The following is a 21870-nucleotide window of genomic DNA, read 5'->3' as shown; positions in this document are numbered from 1 at the left end:
GTCTGGATCGCAGTATAGGCTTCGATCCAGACAAGGGATAATCCGGCCTCATCAACACACTTGGTTTCTTTCGATGCAATACGCGTATCCCCTGCTGGCCATCTTTATCTGGGCCGGCAATACCGTGGTCAATAAATTGGCCGTGGGTTCGATCTTCCCGGCTGAAATCGGCTTTTATCGCTGGTTGCTCGCGGCCCTGCTCTTCACGCCGTTCATGCTCAAGCCGGTCATCGCCCACTGGCCGCTGATCCGCCCGAACCTGGGCAAGATCGGCATCCTTGGCGTGCTGGGCATGGCGGTGTACCAGAGCCTGGCGTACTACGCTGCCTCGCTGACCAGCGCCACCAATATGGGCATCATCCTGTCGTTGATGCCGTTGATGGCCTTGACGGCGGCCATCATCAGCCTGGGCCAGCGCCTGACCTTTGGCGCACTGACGGGGGCGGTGCTGTCATTCGCAGGGGTGGTGGTGGTGGTGTCGGCCGGCAGCCTCGGCGCGTTGCTGCAGCACGGCGTGAATCTGGGCGATGCGATGATGCTGGTCGCGACCCTGGCGTACGCGGTCTACAGCACCCTGTTGAAAAAATGGCAACTGCGCCTGCCGCCGCTGGTGCTCCTGTATTTGCAGGTGCTGGTGGCGGTGGTGGTGCTGTTTCCGCTGTTTCTGTTCTCGGCAAAAGCCGGCCTGGGCTGGACGAATATTCCGCTGGTGCTCTATGCATGCTTGCTGGCTTCGATGCTGGCGCCACTGGCGTGGATGCACTCGGTGAAGACCCTGGGCCCCAGCCGCACCACGTTGTTTTTCAACCTGCTGCCGTTGATTACCGCATTGATTGCGGCCGTGGTGCTCAGGGAAGAATTGGCGTTGTATCACCTGGTGGGCGGCTTGCTGACCTTGGGCGGGGTGATTTTGTCGGAGCGTTGGACCACGCCAGTGCGCCGCCAGGCTTAAACCCCGGCCGCCTTCAGGCGCTGGGCATGCTCGACGAACAACCGAATCGGCTCGGCGCCCTTGCCGACCAGGCCCATGGATTGGTTGACGATGTCGAAGTGGTCCAGGGCGTAGTCATCGCCGATCACCCGCCCCAGGTGCGAGCTGCAGCGCCCGACCATGCCGTCGCACTGGCCCTTCTCGCGCACGAAGCTGCGGGCGAACAATCGGCAACTTCGATTCGTCCCGTCCAGCAGGTTGCGTCCGCGATCGGTCTTGCCCGGTTGCAAGGTGCCAGACCATGAGTAGTAGCGCACGCCATTGTCCACCTCCGCCCCGTGCCCGCCCCAGGTATGCGGCAACCCTTGGGGATACTTGCGGTTGAACAGCGCCACGCCTGCGCTGGTCAGGGAATGGTGGGACGCCTGCAAGTCCGCCTTGAAACGCGGGCCGCGATAGCCGGTTTCCAGCAGGCTCATCACCGTTGCAACCAGATGAAACAGCGCGCTCATCAGCCGGCCCTTCACGCTGTCGGCCGGATAATGGGCGTGGATATGGTCCGCCAGTTCCGAACCGTGGTTGGGCCCGGCCACCGACGTCACCGACGCCACCCACTCCGGGCGCTTGGCCGCCGCATAACGGGCGGTTAGCGCGCCCTGGCTATGGCCGATCAGGTTGACCTTGTCGGCGCCGGTCTCAAGGCGAATGCGCTCGATCTGCGCCAGCAACTGCTCGCCACGCACCTCGCTGGAGTCCAGCGGCGCCACCTGGATGGGAAACACCTGCGCCCCACCCGCCCGCAGTGCCGGGACAATGCCATACCAGTAGGGGAAGAACCCCAGGCGCACGAACCCCAGCATGCCGGGCACCAGCACCAAGGGATAACGCGTGGCTAACGACTGCGACATGAAGCGAACGTCCTTGATCAAGAGAGGATGATGGCAGGCTAGCCCAATTCCGGCGACGCGCTGATGACACGCCTGGCAAATCCAATAAAACTTTTTGCTGCGCCCGTGACTCACAACTGGGAGCGATCACGCCGACAGAGCGTGGCGTAAAACCGGATTAGCCCCAGGAGATTGAGATGACTGAAGCAAACTTGACTGACGTTGCGACCCTGCGCAGCCGCGCCCGCCAGAACGTCGAAAACGGTGCCGTGACCGAGGGCTATGACGCCGACCGCGAAGAGATCATCCGCCTGCTCAACGGCTCCCTGGCCACTGAACTGGTGTGTGTGCTGCGCTACAAGCGTCACTACTTCATGGCCAGCGGCGTTAAAGCGGCCGTCGCCGCGCAGGAATTCCTCGAACACGCCACCCAGGAAGCCGAGCACGCCGACAAACTCGCCGAACGCATCGTGCAGCTGGGCGGCGAGCCGGAGTTCAACCCGGACCTGCTGTCGAAGAACTCCCACGCCCAATACGTGGCCGGTAACAGCTTGAAGGAAATGGTCTACGAAGACCTGGTGGCCGAGCGGATCGCGGTGGACAGCTACCGCGAAATCATCCAGTACATCGGTGATAAGGATCCGACCACGCGCCGTCTGTTTGAAGAGATCCTGGCTCAGGAAGAAGAGCATGCGGACGATATGGCCGACATCCTCGAAAGTCTCTAAGCAGCGCAATTCAAAAAAATGTGGGAGGGGGCTTGCCCCCGATGCGTCGTTTCAGCCACTGCATCTGGTGACTGACACTCCGTCATCGGGGGCAAGCCCCCTCCCACATTGGGGTTTGTGCTCTATCTGCTAGCCTTTCACCGTCTTCGGCGCCTTGCCTTCCTTCATCTGCTGCAACAACGGTGCGCACTGGTTCGGCGCATCGGCGCTCGGTGCCACCAGCGCCAACAGGCCCGCTGCCGGGCCGGCGATCACGCCCAGTGCCACCATGCCCGCGCCACGCAGGGCCAGGGGAATGGCTTTTACACCCGCGTTGGGCTTGATGAACGGGCCGTTGACATACAACGGCGAACGCAGGGAAAACAGGCGGAAACCCTTGGATTCTGGGGTGATGGTCAGGTCGAGCTGTTCGGTGGCCATGTTGGCGGTGCCATCGATATAGATGATCGCGTTCTCGGTATCGAACACAAACAAGCGCGTGGTTGCCAGGCCGGTCTTGATCCCGAAGTCCGCCGCCGCGCAGTTGATCTTCACTTCCTTGTCGCCGAACAGGCGCCCCACCACGTAGTTGCCAACGTTGAGCCCGGCAATTTCCATCAGGCCACGGCTGATGGCGCCGTCGTTGATCAGCATCTTCAGGTCACCGTTGGAGGTGCCCAGCAGCGCCGCGACGGAGTTGCCACGCCCGGAAAGATCGGCATCGCCGTTGAGTTCACCGAAGCTGGTTTTCATCGGTTCGAAGGTCGGGAACAACTGTTTGAGCTTGAAGTTGCGCGCAGTCAGTTTGGCGCGGCCTTCCATCGGCGTGGTGCGGCCGTTCAAGCGAATCTGCGCATCCAGCCTGCCGCCGGCGACGCCGAATCGCAGCGGTTCCAGGTTCAGTTCGCCGTCGTTGAGCACCAGGTGGGTATAGAGGTCGGTGAAGGGCAACTCGGCACTGTGCACGATGCGTTTGCCGGTGAATTCCACATCGGCATCCATGTCGCGCCAGCGCTCGGTGCGGAACTCTTCCACCGGCAGCACTTTGGTCGCCGGCTGTTTGCTCTCACCGCCACGCGCTTTTTGCTTGGCGTTGGAGTCGGCACCGATCAGGGGGGCGAGGTCGCTCATCAGCAATTGGTTGGACACCAACGCACCGCTGAGCTTGGGACGTGGCTGGCTGGCGACATAGGCGAGACTGCCGTGAATATCGCTGTTGCCGATCTTGCCGTTGAAGTTCTCGTAGCTGAATGACGCGCCGCTGGCCTCGTGCAACTTGGCGATCAGGTGGCCGTCAGTGGAGTAGGCCGGCGAATCCGGCAAGGTGACGCCGGTCAGCGGGTAGAGGTTACCCAGGCTGCTGCCGGACAGTTTCAGGCGCAGGTCCAGGGCGCCGAGGTTCAACGGGTCGGTCAAGGTGCCGGCCAACGCGATGCTGGTATCGGCAATCTTGACCTGGGCTTGCAGCGGAAACGGCTTGGCCGCGTCCTGCAAGGCCAGCAGGCCGCCGATCTTGCCGCTGCCGTCGAGCTTCTGGCCGTGGTACTGGCCCTTGACCTTGAGGGCGAACGCATAGTCCTGGGGCGCGGAGCCTTTTTCCAGGGCCTTCCTGGCATCGGCGTCGCCGACGATCTCGCCGAACGGGATCGGCTTGCCCAGGGGGTCGATGATCACGTCCAGCTGAGTCTTGAGGGTCTGGTCGTCGAGGGTTACGTGGCCCTTGTCGAACCCGACGGCGCCGATGTCCACCACCCAGTTGGAAGGTTCGGCGTCGGGGTCCTTGGGGTCGAACGTGAACGTCCAGTTGGCGCGGCCATCGGCCAGGCGCTGCAACTCGGCACTCGGCTCGGTGAGGTCGATACGCGGGATCACCACGCGCTGCACCAGCAACGCCAGCGGCGAAATGCGCAGCTCGACCTTTTTCAGCGTGACCATCTGCGGTTTTTTCGACCAGTCGGGGTTGCCCAGGGTCAGGTCCTCGGCAATCACATGGGGCCACGGCACCCAGGCACGCCAGCCGCCTTCATCGGGCTCACGTGCCCACACCACCGCCAGGTTGCCGTTGATGGCAAACGGACGATGCAGTTCTTCGGAGACTTTGGCATTGAGGGGCGGTTTGATGCGGTTCCAGTCAAAGAACACCAGGACCACTACCACCACAGCGATTAACACAACGAAGCTGGCGCAGCTCCACATGACGATTTTACGAGTGCGCGTCATTGCACAGGACTCCTGAATACGACCGGCTGAACCAACACCTGTAGGACAGCTTATAAAACTACGACTGGCAAACCGCTCGTGGGTTTAACCCAATCTCCGATTTACCCTTGAAAACCTGCTTTCCTGACCGTTTCGACAGATTCGATCATCCACGGCGCACCATTGTTACCCATGTTCGTGTCGAAAATACCCACCTCGGTGCAAAACCGCGTGCTTGAGAGGCCCGATCTAGAGCCTCCCTGACGAACAATCAATTCTGTTGATTATTACCATTGTGTTTATGAACTTTTATATCGACTTATCGAGAGTAGCATTAGCCCTGTACCCACTTTATCGCCCTCCCAAGGAGCAACCCATCATGAAACGCCAAGTACTCGCTACCGTCCTGTTATCCATCCTGGCTTCCAGCGCCTTTGCCCTGCCAGCCGCCGAACAGGTTACCCCACAAGCCAAGGCCGACGCCGTTCACTTCAACCAGACCCTGGCCCGCAGCGGTTCGCAAGAAGACGAGAACCGTGACTACGCCAAAGGTGCTGTCGCTGAAAACGGTTCGGAACACGCCAACAAGCGCGCCTACGCTGAAGGTGTTGCCGAAGGTGGCCGTGATCGCCTGGAACAGAAAGGTCTGGTTGAAGGGGGTGCGGAACAAGCCAACGAGCGTGCCTACGCCGAAGGTGTTGCCGAAGGTGGTGCTGATCGCCTGCAAGAACTGCATCAAGCTCAGAGCTGACCCCGTGGTGGCCCAGAAAAAAGCCCGATCTGCCGACCGGGCTTTTGACTTTTTGTAGAGCCTGTCACGCAACATCCTCACCTATCCCCCGCCAAGTTCGACGTCAATGAAGCTGTTTTGCTAGAGTGCGTCGCTGTACTTGCCGACAAAGCCCGCCCGCCCATGCTGCCCCGCGCCGAACAGAAGCAACAAACCCGCCTCGCCCTGATGGACGCTGCCCGCCATCTGATGGAGTGTGGCCGTGGGTTTGGCAGCCTGAGCCTGCGTGAAGTGGCCAAGACCGCAGGCATTGTCCCCACCGGGTTCTATCGCCACTTTGCCGATATGGACCAGCTTGGACTTGTATTGGTGAGTGAGGTGGGCCAGACCTTTCGCGCCACCATTCGCCTGGTGCGTCACAACGAATTCGTGATGGGCGGCATTATCGATGCCTCAGTGCGGATTTTTCTCGATGTGGTCTCGGCCAACCGCTCGCAATTCCTGTTCCTGGCCCGCGAGCAATACGGCGGTTGCCTGGCGGTGCGCCAAGCCATCGGTGCCCTGCGTGAAGACATCACCCGCGACCTGGCGGCCGACCTGACGCTGATGCCCAAACTGCAGCACCTGGACGCCGAAGGGTTGCACGTGATGGCCGACCTGATCGTCAAAAGCGTGTTTGCCACCCTCCCCGACATCATCGACCCGCCCGCCCAGGCCTTGCCTGCCCACCTCACGCCCCAGGCGAAAATCACCCAGCAACTGCGCTTTATTTTTATCGGCCTCAAGCACTGGCAAGGCCTGGGCAGCACCGAATAGGTCGTCAACCCGCGGTGTGAAAACGCTTGGCGGTGGTGTAGTGCTTGTTCCAGTAGCTGTTGCTCAGTGAATCGATGCGGATGCTTTTGCCGGTGCGCGGTGAATGAATGAATTTACCCCCACCGATATACAGGCCGACATGGCTGACCTGGCCGCGCCCATTGCCTTTGAAAAACACCGCATCCCCTGGCTTTAAAGCCGTGCGCTGGATCGTCGGGGCCGTTGAGCGGTGCATTGCCACCGTGGTGCGCGGTATCTGGATATTGGCTTGGGTCTTGAACAGGTAAACCAGGAAGCTGCTGCAATCGAACCCCTGCTCTGCTGAAGAACCACCCCATTTGTAGGGGGTGCCCAGCAGCTCGTGAGCGCGGTCGATCACATCATTGATAGAGGCCTCCTTAACCGAAACTGTAAAGGTCGAACGCGGCTGCAGATTGGCCGAGGCCGATGAAATGGCCAAAGACAGACTGACAATAGCCAAGCAAAAAAATGACTTGAACATGATAAACGTCGCAGTGGATTAAACACGGCGCATAGCCTAAAGACACGGCACGTAACGTTTTGAACGCCAATTCCTGATCGAGCGTAGGACAAATCCGAAAACGCTCGAGAGCAGTGCACGCATAAGTTAATCGCACCATTTTTGACCACTCATAAACCCTTCCCACGCCCCGTTCAGTAGCACAGCCCTGTCTGCCGACAGGTAATTCCTACGCCTGACCGGATTGGCAAGCCCCTTGCTCTAGCACTTCCATCGCTCATAGCTGGAAGCTTCCTGATGCTGGTGATCCACCGCCGAATCGCCCCCCAAGCCCTCTGGGCCGCTGAGCTGCTGCTGAATTTCGAAGCACGCAGCAAAAGCCGCCTGCGCTGTTTCAGTGCCGACGGTGAAGACGTCGGCCTGTTTCTGGAGCGCGGCCAGCCGCCGTTGCACGATGGCGAATTCCTACAAGCCGAAGACGGACGTGTCGTACGCGTGTGCGCCCGCCCTGAACACCTGTTGCACGTCACCTGCAGCAACGCCTTTGAACTGACCCGCGCCGCCTACCACCTCGGCAACCGCCATGTGGCCTTGCAAGTGGGGGATGGCTGGTTGCGCCTGCTCGACGACTACGTGCTCAAGGCCATGCTTGAGCAACTGGGCGCCCACACCGAAACCATCGAGGCGCCGTTCCAACCGGAACACGGCGCCTATGGCGGCGGCCACCACCACTCCCGGCATGGCGATGAGGATTTCAACTACCCGCCCAAGCTGCATCAGTTCGGCGTACGTCTATGAGCCCAGCCTGGGCGCTGTTGCGTCTGGCCAGTCCGCAGTTGCCGATTGGCGGCTACAGCTATTCCCAAGGTTTGGAAATGGCCGTGGAGAACGGCCACGTCAACGATGCCGCCAGCGCTCGCCGCTGGATCAGCGACCAATTGCTGCTCAACCTCGCGCGCTTCGAAGCCCCGCTGTTGCTCGCCCATTGCCGCGCCGCCGCAGAGCAGGACTGGCCAGCGTTGGCGCAGCTGTGCGAAGCGCATCAAGCCAGCCGCGAAACCCGGGAGCTGTATCAGGAAAGTCGGCAGATGGGTTACTCCCTGCAGCAGTTGCTCAATGGCCTGCCGGAACTGGACAGCGACGCCCGCAGCTTCCTGGAGCAACGCCGCGAACCGCACTTGGCCCTCGGCTGGGCACTGGCCGCGCGCGCCTGGGCGATCAGCGCCGACGACGCTCTCGCCGCCTGGCTCTGGAGCTGGCTGGAAAACCAATTGGCCGTGCTGATGAAAACCCTGCCCCTGGGCCAGCAAGCCGCGCAACGCCTGACCAGCGAGCTGCTGCCCCTGCTGCAACAGGCCCAGCAGGACGCCGCCCGCATCGACCCCCATCATTTCGGCAGCGCCGCCTTCGGCCTGTCCCTGGCGAGCATGGCCCACGAGCGCCAGTACAGCCGCCTGTTCCGTTCCTAAGGCTTTTTTGGAGATTCAGACATGAATACACAACCCCTGCGTGTCGGTATCGGCGGCCCGGTCGGCTCCGGCAAGACCGCCCTGACCCTGGCCCTGTGCCTCGCGCTGCGCGATCGCTACAACCTGGCGGTGGTCACCAACGACATCTACACCCGCGAAGACGCCGACTTCCTGGTGCGCAACCAGGCCCTGGCGCCGGAGCGCATCATCGGCGTGGAAACCGGCGGCTGCCCGCACACGGCGATTCGCGAGGACGCCTCGATCAATCTGGAAGCGGTGGACCAACTCAACCGCCGCTTTCCCGGCCTGGACCTGATCCTGGTGGAGTCCGGCGGCGACAACCTCTCGGCCACCTTCAGCCCGGAGCTGTCGGACCTGACCCTCTACGTGATCGACGTGTCCGCCGGCGACAAGCTGCCGCGCAAAGGCGGCCCGGGTATCTGCAAATCCGACCTGCTGGTGATCAACAAGATCGACCTGGCGCCGCTGGTGGGCGCCTCGCTGGAGCTGATGAACAGCGACACCCAGCGCATGCGCAACGGCAAGCCCTTTGTGTTCAGCAACCAGAAAACCGGGGTCGGCCTGGATGAAATCGTCGCCTTCATCGAACGCCAAGGCCTGCTGACTGCCGCCTGATCAACCCATAAGGAACCTGTTTATGAACCTCAATAAACTCCTCGCAGCCGCCGCCCTGCTGCTCACTCCCGCCCTGGCCTTCGCTCACCCTGGCCACGGCGACAACGGCCTGGTGGCGGGTATCAGCCACCCGCTGGGTGGCCTCGACCATCTGCTGGCCATGCTTGCGGTGGGTCTGTGGGCCGCTCAGCAAAAAGGCGCCGCGCGCTGGGCCCTGCCGTGCACCTTTGTCGGCACCATGCTGATCGGTGGCATCCTGGGTTTTGAAGGCCTGCAATTGCCCGCGCTGGAAAGCGGGATCGCCGCCTCGGTGCTGGCCCTGGGCCTGGCCGTGGCACTGGCGGTGCGTCCGCCGTTGTTCATGGCCATGGGTGCAACGGCGTTGTTTGCGTTGTTCCATGGTGTGGCCCATGGCTTGGAGTTGCCGGAGATGTCGAGCCCTTGGGCGTATGCCGCCGGTTTTGTCGGCGCGACCGCTGCACTGCACGCAGCCGGGTATGCGCTGGTGCGCTGGTTGCCGGCCGCAGCGGCGCCGCTGGTGCGGATTGCCGGAGCGGCTTCGGCGGCGACTGGGGTGTGGTTGCTGGCAGGCTAAGATTTGCAGCGCTTATAAGGCCCTTATCGGGGCAAGTCCCCTCACATTCGACCGAGTTCCACCTGTGGAACGCAGTCAAAAGTGGGAGGGGGCTTGCCCCCGATAGCGGTGGCGCAGACACCACAGTTCCCAAGCCTGCTACCATGCGCGCCTACACCCCTGCCGTGACGACGCCAGCCGATGCCCATCGCTCCAAGCTCCGCCCCCCAGCCTTCGTTGAATGCCGTGCTCACGCACTTCCACACCCTGATCGTGCCGCTCTGGCAGGGCCCAGGCTGGAATGCCGAATTGGCGTTGCCCTATGAGGCGCTGGACGCCGATCACCACCCACTGCCGCCGCAACGCTACCGCGCCATGGCCTGCGCGCGACAGTTGTACCTGTTCGCCAGCCAGATCGGCGCGCCAGGGGCGGCCTTCGCAGAAGAGCGCGCGGCGGTGCTGTTCCGCTCCCTGCAACGGCATTTCCACGATGCCGAACACGGCGGCTGGTTCTACAGCATCGACCCCGCCGGCCAGCCGCTGGACAAGCGCAAAGACCTCTACACCCACGCCTTCATCATCTTTGCCTGCGCCCATTACTGGGCCAAGGTGCGTGAGCCGTTGGTGGAATCGGTGCTGAACGCCGCCCTCGAAGTCGTCGCCCAGCGCTTCGCCACCGAGGACGGCCTGTACGAGGCGGTGCTGGAACGCAACTGGTCGTCCCTCCAGTCCGGCCCGCTGCAAAACCCGTTGATGCACCTGGCCGAAGGTTTCCTCGCCACCCTCGCGGTGCGCGAGGATGCCCCTGTGCAAGCGGCCCTGCTGGCCTTGGCGACGGCCATGCAGCAGCGTTTCATCGACCGCCGGCACGGCGTGATGATGGAAAAACCGCTGGGCGCTGTGGATAACTGGTTTGAGCCGGGACACCAGTTCGAGTGGTTCTTTTTGCTCGAATCGTCGCCCGTGCTGCGCGGCACCCCGCTGCATGCGTCACTGACGCGGGCGTTTGCCTACGCTGAGCAAAAGGGTGTGGACAGCGCGACCGGAGCGGTCAGCGGCATGTTGGCACTCGACGGCAGCGTGCGCGACGGCACCCAGCGTATCTGGGCCCAGGCCGAGTACCTGCGGGCACTGACCTTGCGCCCTGGCAGTGAGTCGGTGCTGCAGCGCCAACTGCTGGCGCTGCAACAGCATTTCCTGCATGAGAAAGGCTGGCATGAATGCCTGGATGCCAACGGCGCGGTGAGCCGACGGGATATGCCATCGACCACCCCTTATCATTTGGCAACCTGCTACCAGGGGCTGATCCAGCATCTCGGGTGACCTGCAGGACCTCGGTCTAACGACCCATCACGCAATCCACTTGCGATCCCCGCTAAAGCTGATCGTCAGCCAGCGCGCCGCATCCGGTGCGCCCAGCCCTGTGGATATCTCTTCACGCAGCCCATCCAGGGTCGCGACGTTATCCACCGGGTAATCCGCCGGCAGCACCACATGGATTTCGATAAACCGCGCCCGACCGTGCTTTTGCACGTAGGACACGTAGTCATCGAACCCATGCCTGGCCTGCGCCGCGTCCATCACCTCGCGCACTTTGTCATCCAGGTGATCCGGCGCGATCCCCAGCACCTCGCGCAATGCCGGGCGCAGGATCTTGAACGCCGGTGCCAGCATGCTCAGGGCCAACAGGATCAGGATCAATGGGTCGACATACACCGCCCACTCGCCATAGCCCTGGGACTTGAGCACCAGCGCGGCGAGAAAGCTGACCAGCAGGCCCACCGAGAGCATCGCGTCCACCAGCCAACTGATGTTGTCGAACTGGATCAGCGAGGATTTCAGCCTACGGTTGCGATAGCGCACATAGAAGAAGTAGGCGAACTCGACCACGGTAAACACCGCCGCGTAGATGATCACCAGGCCCAACTCGATCTCGCGCCCGCCATTGATAATGCCGAACACACCGTTCAAAAACGCATAGATGGCGATCAGCAGCAGGAAGCTGCCTTCGATCAGCAGCACCATGGGTTCCAGGTGCCAATAGCCGAACTGGAAGCGCTCGTTGCTTTTCTTGGCGATCAGCTTGGCCGTGATCAGCATCAACACCTTGATGGCGGTGGCGATCAGCGAGAAAAAGCCGTCGAACAGAATGGATTGGGCGCCAGATATCACACCCGTGACAATCCCGGCGATCGCTACCGCGAACATCAGGATCGTCGATTGTTTGAGCAGTGACTGCTCACCTCGGTTACTCACATTTCCTCCCGTCAAAACCTTTAAACCGCAGGGTGCGGTGGGGTTTTCAGGGGTGGAGTGTACCTTATGGCCTGTTTTGGCCGATTTGACGCCATCGGGGTGGTGCGACGATTCGATAAGCCCCCGATGGCAGCAACGCGGTCTAGAGCCTTACTTGGCCCCCCGCTCAATCGCAAACCCAGCCCAGGTCTGGCTCACCGGCATCAGTTCCAGGCGGTTGATGTTGACGTGCGCCGGCGTGTTCAGCACCCAGAAGATGGTGTCGGCAATGTCCTGCGGCTGGATCGGCTCGGCACCGGCGTAGGTGGCGTCGTAGCGCGCCTGGTCACCGCCGAAGCGCACCAGGGAGAACTCGCTTTCGCACAGGCCCGGCTCGATGTTGGTCACACGCACGCCGGTGCCCTGCAGGTCACAGCGCAGGTTCAGGGAGAACTGCTTCACGAACGCCTTGGAACCGCCATACACATGGCTGCCCGGGTACGGGTAGCTGCCGGCGATGGAGCCCAGGTTGATGATCCCGGCGCCACGGCCGTGGGCGATCAAACGCGGCAACAGCAGGCTGGTGGTGGTCAACAGGCCTTTGATGTTGGTGTCGACCATGGTTTCCCAATCGTCGAGGTTGCACTTGGGCGCCGGGTCGGTGCCCACGGCCAGGCCCGCGTTGTTGATCAGCCCGCGCAGGGTGGCGAACGATGGCGGCAGGTTGGCGATCGCCTCTTCCATGCCTGTGCGATCCCGCACGTCCACCACCAGGCCGTGCACTTCGGTCTGCTTGGAAAGCTCTTCGACCAGCGCATTCAAACGCTCGGCACGACGACCGGTAAGCACCAGTTTCCAGCCGGCCTCGGCAAACCGACGGGCGCAGGCTTCGCCGAAACCTGAGGTGGCGCCAGTAATAAACAGCGTGTTGGACATGGTGTTCTCCTTGCGGGCATCGGGAAAAAAATCAGCCAGCAGAATGCCCTTACGCCGCGGTTGCGGCAACCGCCATGCATAGAACTTCATGCACGACTGGTCATTTTTTAATCATTCAGAGCAAAGCCTTATGAGCCGTGGCTTGCAGCCATATGCGCGCAGGTTATCCACAGCTGCGCCCACAGTCTCTGGGGGCAAGTGCAAAACGCTTCAGGCCGCTGTGTACAAGGCTTCCAGGCGATTTTAGAAAGTTTTTTGCTTGACCTGGACGAAGGCGTATGTAGACCCATGGGCATCGGTGGAAAACGAGCGATGGCTCCAGGCCAGTCATTCCGGCCTCTGCGGCCGTCTTTCCAGAGTTTAGTCACAGACTTATCCACAGGCCGGCGGGACATATTTCAGTCATATACCTGTGTCTTTAAACAGGTTGACAAACCCCTCGATCGGCCGCGAAAAAGCCACTGATCAAAAAACAACCATATAGCTGAAAGCCACGGTTTTAAAGGCGTTCAGCCAGCTACTCCCACGTTACCCACAGCCGGTTCCACAGTGGATGGGGACAAGTCAAAAGTGTGACAAAACAGGGATTTGCGGCGGCTATATGTCGCGCTTTGGAGGGGGGCTGGATTTGTTTTCCACAATTTGGGATCGGTCTTGCGGGCGACACAAAACAAATGTGAGAGGGGGCTTGCCCCCGATAGCGATTTGTCAGTCAGTACTTCTGAAACTGACACTCCGCCATCGGGGGCAAGCCCCCTCCCACAGGGGTACTGCGTCATTATTTAGATCAGTGGCCACCGAGATAAGCGTTGCGCACTTCCTCGTTCACCAGCAATTCCTTGCCGGTGCCGGTAAGGCGAATCTCACCGTTGACCATCACATACGCCCGGTCCGACAAACGCAGTGCGTGGTTGGCGTTCTGCTCCACCAGGAAGATGGTCATCCCGGTGGAGGCCAGCTCGCGCAGGGTGGAAAAGATCTGCTTCACCACAATCGGCGCCAGGCCCAGGCTCGGTTCGTCCAGCAGCAACAGCTTGGGTCGGCTCATCAGCGCGCGGGCGATGGCGAGCATTTGCTGCTCACCACCGGACATGGTCATGGCGCGCTGGTTACGTCGTTCCTTGAGCCGTGGGAACAGCTCGAACATGCGTTGCATATCGTCCTGGGCGAACTTGTCGCCAATGGGGATGGTGCCCATCAGCAGGTTTTCCTCGACGGTCATGTCGGGGAACACCCGCCGCCCTTCCGGCGACTGCGCAATGCCGTTGGAGGCGATGTAGTGGGACGACTTGTGGGTAATGTCGACGCCGTTGTAGAGGATCTGCCCCGACTCGGCCCGTGGCTGGCCGAAGATCGACATCAGCAGTGTGGATTTACCCGCGCCGTTGGAACCGATCAGGCTCACGGTTTCGCCTTCGTTGATGTGCAGCGAGACTTTTTTCAGGGCCTGGATCGGGCCGTAGAACACGTCCAGGTCCTTCATTTCGAGGATAGGTGCACTCATACCAGCTCCTCTTCGTCAGCGCCCAGGTAGGCGGCAATCACTTTCGGGTCGTTGCGGATCGCTTCCGGCCCGCCTTCGGCAATCACGTTACCGTGGTCCAGCACCACAATGTGGTCGGAAATACTCATCACCATGCCCATGTCGTGTTCGATCAGCACCACCGTCAGGTCGTGTTCGTCGCGCAACAGGCGAATCATCGCGCTGAGGGCTTCGGTTTCCTGGGGGTTGAGGCCCGCTGCCGGTTCGTCCAGGCAGATGATCTGCGGCCGGGTGCACATGGCGCGGGCGATTTCCAGGCGGCGCTGCTGGCCGTAGGAAAGCTCACCGGCCAGGCGGTTGGCGCAGTCCACCAGGTCCACCACTTCGAGCCAGTAGAACGCGTGGTCGAGGGCATCGCTTTCGGCCTTGCGGTAACCCTTGGTGTTGAGGATGCCCGCCAGCATGTTGCGGTTGACCCACATGTGCTGGGCCACCAGCAGGTTTTCCAGCACCGACATTTCCTTGAACAGGCGAATGTTCTGGAAGGTCCGCGCCAGGCCGGCGCGGTTGACCAGGTGGGTGCCGCCGAACATCTTGTAGTACACCCGGCTCAAGAAGCTTTTCGGCGATACGAAGTCGACGGCCTTGAAGCGCTCGCCGAGCAGCTGGATCACATTGGTCTGCTTGCCACGGATGTTCAGTTCGATCTTGCCGCCGCTGGCTTTGTAGAAGCCGGTGAGGCAGTTGAACACGGTGGTCTTGCCGGCACCGTTGGGGCCGATCAGGGCGAAGATCGAGTTGCGTTCGACCTTGAGGCTCACATCGCTCAAGGCCTTGATGCCACCGAAGTGCATCATCAGGTGTTCCACGGAGAGGACGATTTCCTTGCTCATGGCGCTACCCCCTTGCGTGGTGTCACACCGGTGCGGCTGATCCGGATCAGGCCGCGCGGTCGCCAGATCATCATCACCACCATCAGCACGCCAAACAGCAGCACGCGGTATTCGCTGAAGCTGCGCAGCAGTTCAGGCGCAACGGTCAACACGAACGCCGCGATCACCACGCCGACCGTCGAGCCCATACCGCCCAGTACCACGATGGCCAGGATCAGCGCCGACTCGAAGAAGGTGAACGACGACGGGTTGACGAAGCCCTGGTAACTGGCAAAGAACACCCCGGCCAAACCGGCCGTGGACGCGCCGATGGTGAAGGCCGAGAGCTTGACCAGCACGTGGTTCAGGCCCATGGAGCGGCAGGCGATCTCATCTTCGCGCAAGGCTTCCCAGGCGCGGCCGACCGGCATGCGGGTCAGGCGGTGCTTGATGTACAGCACGGCCAGCACCACCAGGAACAGCACGATGTAGATGAACATGAACTTGATGTTGGGGTTGTAATCGATGCCGAAGAACTCGTGGAACGGAACCCCGCCCTCCTTGGCCTTGCGCCCGAACTCCAGGCCCAGGAAGGTCGGCGAAGGCACCGGCATACCGTTGGGGCCGCCGGTGAACGACAGCCAGTTGTTGAGCACCAGGCGAATGATTTCACCGAAACCCAGGGTCACGATGGCCAGGTAGTCACCGTGCATTCGCAGCACCGGGAAGCCGAGTATGCACCCCGCTAAAGCCGCTGCGATGGCTGCCAGCGGCAACACGCTCCAGAAGCCCAGGCCGAGGTATTGATAACCCAGCGCCAGGCCGTAGGCGCCGATGGCGTAGAACGCCACGTAACCCAGGTCGAGCAGCCCGGCCAGGCCGACCACGATGTTCAGGCCCAGGCCCAGCAACACGTAGATCAGCCCGAGGATCACCACGGTCAGCAGGTACTTGTTGGCGAAGATCGGGAACACGATGGCGATCACGATCAGCGCCGGGATGATCCAGCGCAGCCGCGACTTGTAGTCCGGTGGCAGTACATGCACGCCGGAGCCGCTGCTTTCGAAGCCCTGCAGAATCTTCAGGCCCTTGGGGGTTTGCAGGAACAGGCTGAGGGCAAAGCGCCCGGCCATCACGATGGCAACCAGGGTAGCCACACGGACCGGTTCCAGGTTGAAGCTGTAGCCGTCGAGGACCACGCCGACGATCGGACCGAACACGATCAACGAAATCAGCCCGGCAAGGACCGTATCGACCACACTTTTCTTGATATTGATGGGTTTGGCAGCAGACATGTTTACACCTTAGCCACGAGTGGGCGACCAAGCAGGCCCTGGGGACGGAAAATCAGAATCACCACCAGCAGGGAGAAACTGAACACGTCTTTGTAGTCGGAGTTGATCAACCCCGAGAACAACGACTCGGAAATACCCAGGATGATCCCGCCCAGCATCGCCCCAGGCAGGGAACCGATGCCGCCGAGTACCGCTGCGGTAAACGCCTTGATGCCGATGATGAAGCCGGCGTAGAAGTCGAACGTGCCGTAGTTGAGGGTGATGAGCACACCGGCCAGGGCCGCCATGGCGGCACCGATGACGAACACGTAGGAGATCACGCGGTCGGTGTTGATCCCCAGGATCGAGGCCATCTTGCGGTCTTGCTGGGTGGCGCGGCACATGCGGCCGAGCTTGGTGTACTTGATGATGTAGGTGAGCAACGCCATGCCGGCAAACGCCGCCACGAGGATGAAGACCTTGGTGTACGTGAGTTGGACGAACCCACTGCCGATATCGACGCGCCAGGCGCCGGCCAGCAGGGTTGGAATGCCTTGTTGTTTCGCGCCCTGGGCGATCTGTGCGTAGTTCTGCAGGATCAGGGAGATGCCGATGGCGCTGATCAGCGGAGCCAGGCGGGTGGAGTTGCGCAACGGTTTGTAGGCGACCCGTTCGATGACCCAACCGTACACGCCGGTGACGACCACGGTGAAGATCAGGGTGCCGAGAATGAGCAGCGGGAAGGATTCGATGCCGAAGTAAGCCAGCAGTGCCAGACTGATCGCCGCGAGGTAAGCGGAAATCATATAAACCTCGCCGTGGGCGAAGTTGATCATGCCAATGATGCCATAGACCATTGTGTAGCCGATGGCGATCAGGCCATAGACCGACCCGAGGGTCAGGCCGTTGACCAGTTGCTGCAGGAAAATACCATCCATAACGCAATCTCACGCGGTGAGCACCTGCACACCAGTCGGTGTGCGGCGCTTCTGGAGGAAAAGACAGATCTCAATCACAACGCTGTCCCAATGTGGGAGGGGGCTTGCTCCCGATGCGGTGGGTCAGCTGAACAACTATTGACTGACCCACCGCTATCGGGGGCAAGCCCCCTCCCACATGGATTACTTCTGCTTTTCCAGCTGGTGGTATTTGCCGTCTTTATCCCACTGGTAAACCACGTAGTCGGAGACTTTCAGGTCGCCCTTCGCGTCCCAGGTCTTCTCGCCCATCACGGTTTTGACCGGGTGCGCTTTCAGCCATTTGGCCGCGTCTTCGCCCTTGTTGGACTTGGCGCCGTTGAAACCGGCGGCCAAGGCCTGCAGCGAGGCATAGGCGTACAGGGTGTAGCCCTCAGGCTCGTAGCCGGCCTTGCGGAACTCCTCCACCACGGCCTTGCTGTCCGGCAGCAGGCGCGGGTCGGCGCCAAAGGTCATGTACACGCCATCGACGTATTGCGCGCCGCCAGCGGTGGCCACCAGTTCATCGGTCACTACGCCGTCATCGGACATGAACTTGACGTCCTTCAGGCCCGCTTCACGAATCTGGCGAACCAATGGACCGGCTTCCGGGTGCAGGCCACCGAAGTACACGACGTCAGCGCCCAGGGAGCGGATCTTGGTGACCAGCGCACTGAAGTCCTTCTCGCCACGGGTCAGGCCTTCTTCCAGCACCGGCTTGACGCCGCGCTTGGTCAACTGGGCAGCGGTGGCGTCGGCCAGGCCTTTGCCGTAGGTGTCCTTGTCGTTGATGACGGCGACTTTCTTGCCCTTGAGCACGTCGACGATGTAGTCGCCGGCGACGATGCCTTGCTGGTCGTCACGCCCGCACATACGGAACATGGCGCCCAGGCCGCGCTCGGTCACTTGTGGGTTGGTAGAGCCGGGGGTGATCGCGATGATGCCCGCTTCGTCGTAGACCTCGGAGGCCGGGATGGTGTTCGACGAGCAGAAGTGCCCAACTACGCCAATCACTTTGTCCTGGTCAGCCAGGCGGTTGGCCACGGCCACGGCCTGCTTGGGTTCGCATGCGTCGTCGCCTGGCACCAGCACAACCTTCTCGCCGTTGATGCCGCCGGCTTTGTTGATCACTTCGGCTGCCGCCTGTGCACCCTTCATGTACTGCTCACCGAACGAGGCATTGGCGCCAGTCATCGGCCCCGCAACGCCAATCTTCACATCAGCTTGAACAAACGTAGAAACACCCAGCGCCGCTGCAACGGCGAGGGCCAGAAAACCTTTCTTGTAAAACGTCTGGGACATGAGTGGTGCTCCGATATTTTTGATTTTTGGCACGACAACTTGCGTTCAAACTTTTCACTGAAAGCCCAGAGCAAGCCTCGTGCCATTACGTTTTTATTCTTCAAAAAGACACGGTGTCATTGTTATTGCAGGCGTTTCGGCTCCGCTCGCCAGGACGTGCAACCCTCTAGCATCAATAGGTGCAACCCACGGTCCGAAAAAGTACAACCCTGACGGGTCGCACCTGCAACCAAAGCAATAAACGACAGTTCCTACAGCTGTAACAGCCTGCGTAACGGAACTGCACATTTACAGTGCGCGACTGCTACGACCTGCACCAATACAGATTAGTAGCCGGCTAAGAAAATGCAGGCTTCTGAGCGGTATTTCGCTGATCAGATCACGATCCTCAGACATTGCCCGGCGTGATACAGCGAGAATCCGGCCTCATACAGGCAACTGCGCAGCCCAACCCCGGCCAGCGGTTGCATGGGTGCAAACGGAATCGGCAACGCTTGGGGATCCTGGTGACACAAATAGTCGGCGAACGCCTTGCCGACCACGCTGCCGGTGGTCACGCCGCGCCCGTTATAGCCGGTTACCGCCACCAGGCCGGGGGCGGGCTCGAACAAGCGCATCAGGTGATCGGGGGTGAAGGCGATGCAGCCGGTCCAGGTGAATTCCCATTGCACCGATTTGAGGTACGGGAAGTAATGTTGCTGCACCCGATCAGCCCACGCCCTGAGGAACCAGGCCGGTTTCTGGTTGCCGTTGCCCAGGCTGCCGAGCAACAGGCGGCCATCGGCATCGCGGCGGATGCTGCTCAGTACCTGGCGCGTGTCCCATGAGCCTTGGCCACCGGGCAGAATCTGCTCGGCGGCGGCGTCGGTCAGCGGCGCGGAGGCGACCTGGTAGTAATAGCCGGGGAAAAAATTGCGTCGCAGCTCGGTCCATTCACCTTCGGTGTAGGCGTTGGAGGCGATGACCACTTGTGCAGCCTGCACCGAACCGCTGGCGGTCTGAACGGACCAGCTCGCACCTTGGCGCTCCAACCGGGTGACCGGCGAATGGTCGAACAACTGCCCGCCAAGTCCCACGGCGGCATTCGCCAAACCGCTGGTGTAGGCCATCGGGTTCAAGGTACCGGCACGCCGATCCAGCAAAGCGGCGGCGATTTTCTTGGTGCCGGTGGCGCGTTCGCAGGCCTGGCCGGTGAGCAATTCCACCGGCGCGCCACGGCGCTTCCACTGCTCTTCACGACTGCGCAAATCCGCCTCGCCACGGGCGTTATGTGCCATGTGCAAGGTGCCCTCGCGGCGCAATTGGCAATCGATGGTGTATTTGTCGATCAGGCTGAACACCAGCGACGGTGCCGCGCCGAGCATGCGGTTGAGCTGGCTGCCCACCGTTTCGCCGAAACCGGCTTCGATCTCGTCCGGGGGGATCCACAGGCCGGCATTCACCAACCCGACGTTGCGCCCCGAACCGCCGTGGCCGGTGCGATGGGCCTCCAGCACGGCGACGCTTTTACCCTGTTCCAGCAAATGAATGGCGGCGGACAAACCGGTGATCCCGGCGCCGATCACGCACACATCGACCTTGACCTCGCCCGCCAGCGCCGCACGCTCCGGTCGGCCGGGGGTTAGGTGTTCCCACAAACATGTTTCGCGTAGTGCCATTGCCAGACTCCGGTGAGACCTAACAAACAACAATCTTGATGTGCAATGCGGTCACATGTGGGAGGGGGCTTGCCCCCGATCGCAGTGTGTCAATCAACAGATGTGCAGCTGACCCACCGCTTTCGGGGGCAAGCCCCCTCCCACATGTGACCGCATTCCGTCTTGAGGAGGTCAGTCGAAGGTGATGCCTTGAGCCAGTGGCAACTCCAGCGAGTAGTTCACGGTATTGGTCTGGCGGCGCATATACCCGCGCCATGCATCCGAACCCGACTCACGCCCGCCGCCGGTCTCTTTCTCACCGCCAAACGCGCCGCCGATTTCCGCGCCGCTCGGGCCGATGTTGACGTTGGCGATTCCGCAGTCGCTGCCCACCGCCGACATGAATTGCTCGGCCTCGCGCACGTCAGTGGTGAAGATGCACGACGACAGGCCTTGGGGCACGGCGTTGTTGAGGCGCAGGGCTTCGGCAAAGTCCTTGTAACCGACGACGTACAAAATCGGCGCGAAGGTTTCGGTGCACACCACATCGCTCTGCTCAGGCATTTCGACAATGGCCGGCGACACGTAGTACGCGTTGGGAAACTTATCTTCCAACTGGCGCTTGCCGCCGAACACCTTGCCGCCTTCGCTCAAGGCCTGCTCCAGGGCGTCCTGCATAGCCTCGAAACCATGCTTGTCGATCAGCGGGCCGATCAGGTTGCCCTCCAGCGGGTGGCCGATGCGCACTTTGGAATAGGCGGCCTTGAGGCGGGTGACGATTTCTTCCTTGACCGACTCGTGGGCGATCAGGCGGCGCAGGGTGGTGCAGCGCTGGCCGGCGGTGCCGACGGCGCTGAACAGGATGGCGCGCACGGCCATGTCCAGGTCGGCGCTCGGGCCGAGGATCATGGCGTTGTTGCCGCCCAGCTCGAGGATGCTGCGGGCAAACCGCGCGGCAACTTTCGGCGCCACTTCGCGGCCCATGCGGGTGCTGCCGGTGGCGCTGATCAGGGCCACGCGCGGGTCATCCACCAGCGCAGCGCCGGCATCGCGGCCGCCGATGATGACCTGGCTCAGGTACTGCGGCGCGTCCTTGAAATTCTTCAGCACACGCTCGAACAGCGCCTGGCACGCCAGGGCGGTGAGCGGGGTCTTTTCCGATGGTTTCCAGATCACTGCGTTACCGCACACCAGCGCCAGTGTGGTGTTCCACGCCCACACGGCCACCGGGAAGTTGAAGGCGCTGATCACCCCGACCACGCCCAGCGGGTGCCAGGTTTCACGCATATGGTGGCCTGGGCGCTCGGAGGCGATGGTCAAGCCGTACAACTGGCGGGACAGGCCCACGGCGAAGTCGCAGATGTCGATCATTTCCTGTACCTCACCCAAGCCTTCCTGGGTGATCTTGCCGGCTTCCCAGGACACCAGTTCGCCCAGATCGGCCTTGTATTGGCGCAGTACATCGCCGAACTGGCGCACCAACTCGCCGCGACGGGGGGCCGGCACGTTGCGCCAGGCCTCGAATGCATGCTCGGCGCGACTGACCTGCTGCTCCACCTCGGCGGCACCTTCCCAGTGCACACTGCCGATACGGCTGCCATCAATCGGCGAATGCACGGGTTGTTTACCCGCCTGGTACAGCGCCGGGTTTACCCCGAGACGATCAAGCAATGCGGCAACCATGGGTCACTCCTTCAATCTTCGAACAAAAAATCGCACCGCGGCACGCACGGCGATCCAGGCCT

At 61.5% G+C, this 21870-nt stretch carries 21 protein-coding genes; 9 read left to right on the top strand and 12 right to left on the bottom strand.

Annotated elements, in window-relative coordinates; all coding sequences use genetic code 11:
• Positions 1 to 73: 73 nt before the first annotated feature.
• A complete protein-coding gene (locus tag AC07OT_RS20995) occupies positions 74 to 952 on the top strand; it encodes a DMT family transporter (protein ID WP_115486380.1) in 879 nt (292 codons plus the stop codon).
• Here the strand turns inward: AC07OT_RS20995 and AC07OT_RS20990 are convergent.
• Positions 949 to 1839, bottom strand: coding sequence for an esterase/lipase family protein (locus tag AC07OT_RS20990; RefSeq protein WP_027607716.1), 891 nt, complete (start codon positions 1837 to 1839; stop codon positions 949 to 951). The genes AC07OT_RS20995 and AC07OT_RS20990 overlap by 4 nt on opposite strands.
• Positions 1840 to 2015: 176 nt before the next feature.
• Here AC07OT_RS20990 and AC07OT_RS20985 point away from each other — a divergent pair, with 176 nt between their 5' ends.
• Positions 2016 to 2546: a ferritin-like domain-containing protein gene (locus tag AC07OT_RS20985; protein WP_027607715.1), complete on the top strand. Its 531-nt coding sequence runs from the start codon at positions 2016 to 2018 to the stop codon at positions 2544 to 2546.
• Positions 2547 to 2675: 129 nt separating this feature from the next.
• Here the strand turns inward: AC07OT_RS20985 and AC07OT_RS20980 are convergent, their stop codons facing one another.
• Positions 2676 to 4745: an AsmA family protein gene (locus AC07OT_RS20980; protein WP_495108954.1), complete on the bottom strand. Its 2070-nt coding sequence runs from the start codon at positions 4743 to 4745 to the stop codon at positions 2676 to 2678.
• A 358-nt stretch (positions 4746 to 5103) separates the two neighbouring features.
• On the opposite strand from AC07OT_RS20980, the gene AC07OT_RS20975 reads away from it, so the two are divergent.
• Positions 5104 to 5475: a hypothetical protein gene (locus AC07OT_RS20975; RefSeq protein ID WP_065940898.1), complete on the top strand. Its 372-nt coding sequence runs from the start codon at positions 5104 to 5106 to the stop codon at positions 5473 to 5475.
• Positions 5476 to 5637: 162 nt separating this feature from the next.
• The gene (locus tag AC07OT_RS20970; protein WP_065900186.1) at positions 5638 to 6270 is read left to right on the top strand and encodes a TetR family transcriptional regulator; all 633 of its coding nucleotides are present in this window, start codon (positions 5638 to 5640) and stop codon (positions 6268 to 6270) included.
• A gap of 4 nt (positions 6271 to 6274) precedes the next feature.
• Here the strand turns inward: AC07OT_RS20970 and AC07OT_RS20965 are convergent, their stop codons facing one another.
• The gene (locus AC07OT_RS20965; protein ID WP_065940897.1) at positions 6275 to 6772 is read right to left on the bottom strand and encodes a C40 family peptidase; all 498 of its coding nucleotides are present in this window, start codon (positions 6770 to 6772) and stop codon (positions 6275 to 6277) included.
• Positions 6773 to 7048: 276 nt separating this feature from the next.
• On the opposite strand from AC07OT_RS20965, the gene ureE reads away from it, so the two are divergent.
• The 5 genes from ureE to AC07OT_RS20940 all read left to right on the top strand — a co-directional run bounded on the left by ureE (position 7049) and on the right by AC07OT_RS20940 (position 10753).
• Positions 7049 to 7549 carry an urease accessory protein UreE gene (gene ureE / locus AC07OT_RS20960; RefSeq protein WP_065947138.1) on the top strand — a complete coding sequence of 167 codons (501 nt, stop codon included), beginning with the start codon at positions 7049 to 7051 and terminating at the stop codon, positions 7547 to 7549.
• Positions 7546 to 8220, top strand: a complete 675-nt coding sequence (locus tag AC07OT_RS20955; RefSeq protein ID WP_495108953.1) for an urease accessory protein UreF — start codon at positions 7546 to 7548, stop codon at positions 8218 to 8220. The genes ureE and AC07OT_RS20955 overlap by 4 nt, the downstream gene beginning before the upstream one ends.
• Before the next feature lie 21 nt (positions 8221 to 8241).
• Positions 8242 to 8856: an urease accessory protein UreG gene (gene ureG / locus AC07OT_RS20950; protein ID WP_083355517.1), complete on the top strand. Its 615-nt coding sequence runs from the start codon at positions 8242 to 8244 to the stop codon at positions 8854 to 8856.
• 22 nt (positions 8857 to 8878) lie between these two features.
• Positions 8879 to 9451 (top strand): HupE/UreJ family protein, encoded by a 573-nt coding sequence (locus AC07OT_RS20945; RefSeq protein ID WP_495108952.1) that lies wholly within the window; start codon positions 8879 to 8881, stop codon positions 9449 to 9451.
• A gap of 180 nt (positions 9452 to 9631) precedes the next feature.
• A complete protein-coding gene (locus tag AC07OT_RS20940; protein WP_495108951.1) occupies positions 9632 to 10753 on the top strand; it encodes an AGE family epimerase/isomerase in 1122 nt (373 codons plus the stop codon).
• Between the two features lie 27 nt (positions 10754 to 10780).
• Here the strand turns inward: AC07OT_RS20940 and AC07OT_RS20935 are convergent, their stop codons facing one another.
• From AC07OT_RS20935 to amaB, 9 genes are all read right to left on the bottom strand, one after another.
• Positions 10781 to 11686 (bottom strand): cation diffusion facilitator family transporter, encoded by a 906-nt coding sequence (locus AC07OT_RS20935; protein ID WP_495108950.1) that lies wholly within the window; start codon positions 11684 to 11686, stop codon positions 10781 to 10783.
• Between the two features lie 150 nt (positions 11687 to 11836).
• Positions 11837 to 12601, bottom strand: a complete 765-nt coding sequence (locus tag AC07OT_RS20930; protein WP_027607705.1) for an SDR family oxidoreductase — start codon at positions 12599 to 12601, stop codon at positions 11837 to 11839.
• 787 nt (positions 12602 to 13388) lie between these two features.
• Positions 13389 to 14105 (bottom strand): ABC transporter ATP-binding protein, encoded by a 717-nt coding sequence (locus AC07OT_RS20925; RefSeq protein ID WP_027607704.1) that lies wholly within the window; start codon positions 14103 to 14105, stop codon positions 13389 to 13391.
• On the bottom strand, positions 14102 to 14977 hold the full coding sequence (locus tag AC07OT_RS20920; RefSeq protein ID WP_115486386.1) for an ABC transporter ATP-binding protein: 876 nt from the start codon (positions 14975 to 14977) through the stop codon (positions 14102 to 14104). The genes AC07OT_RS20925 and AC07OT_RS20920 overlap by 4 nt, the downstream gene beginning before the upstream one ends.
• A complete protein-coding gene (gene livM, locus AC07OT_RS20915; protein WP_495108949.1) occupies positions 14974 to 16251 on the bottom strand; it encodes a high-affinity branched-chain amino acid ABC transporter permease LivM in 1278 nt (425 codons plus the stop codon). The genes AC07OT_RS20920 and livM overlap by 4 nt, the downstream gene beginning before the upstream one ends.
• A 2-nt stretch (positions 16252 to 16253) precedes the next feature.
• Positions 16254 to 17168, bottom strand: a complete 915-nt coding sequence (locus AC07OT_RS20910) for an ABC transporter permease subunit (RefSeq protein WP_003236186.1) — start codon at positions 17166 to 17168, stop codon at positions 16254 to 16256.
• Between the two features lie 183 nt (positions 17169 to 17351).
• Positions 17352 to 18488 carry a branched-chain amino acid ABC transporter substrate-binding protein gene (locus AC07OT_RS20905; protein ID WP_495108948.1) on the bottom strand — a complete coding sequence of 379 codons (1137 nt, stop codon included), beginning with the start codon at positions 18486 to 18488 and terminating at the stop codon, positions 17352 to 17354.
• A gap of 374 nt (positions 18489 to 18862) precedes the next feature.
• Positions 18863 to 20146 carry an L-pipecolate oxidase gene (gene amaA / locus AC07OT_RS20900; protein WP_495108947.1) on the bottom strand — a complete coding sequence of 428 codons (1284 nt, stop codon included), beginning with the start codon at positions 20144 to 20146 and terminating at the stop codon, positions 18863 to 18865.
• Between the two features lie 171 nt (positions 20147 to 20317).
• Entirely contained in the window at positions 20318 to 21808 is a 1491-nt protein-coding gene (amaB, locus tag AC07OT_RS20895) for an L-piperidine-6-carboxylate dehydrogenase (RefSeq protein ID WP_141156609.1), read from the bottom strand.
• Positions 21809 to 21870 lie beyond the last annotated feature (62 nt).

The organism is Pseudomonas sp. GW821-FHT09C10 (assembly GCF_059418085.1).
The sequence above is the reverse complement of the archived record's forward strand: the minus strand, read 5'-3'. Positions and strand labels throughout refer to the sequence as shown.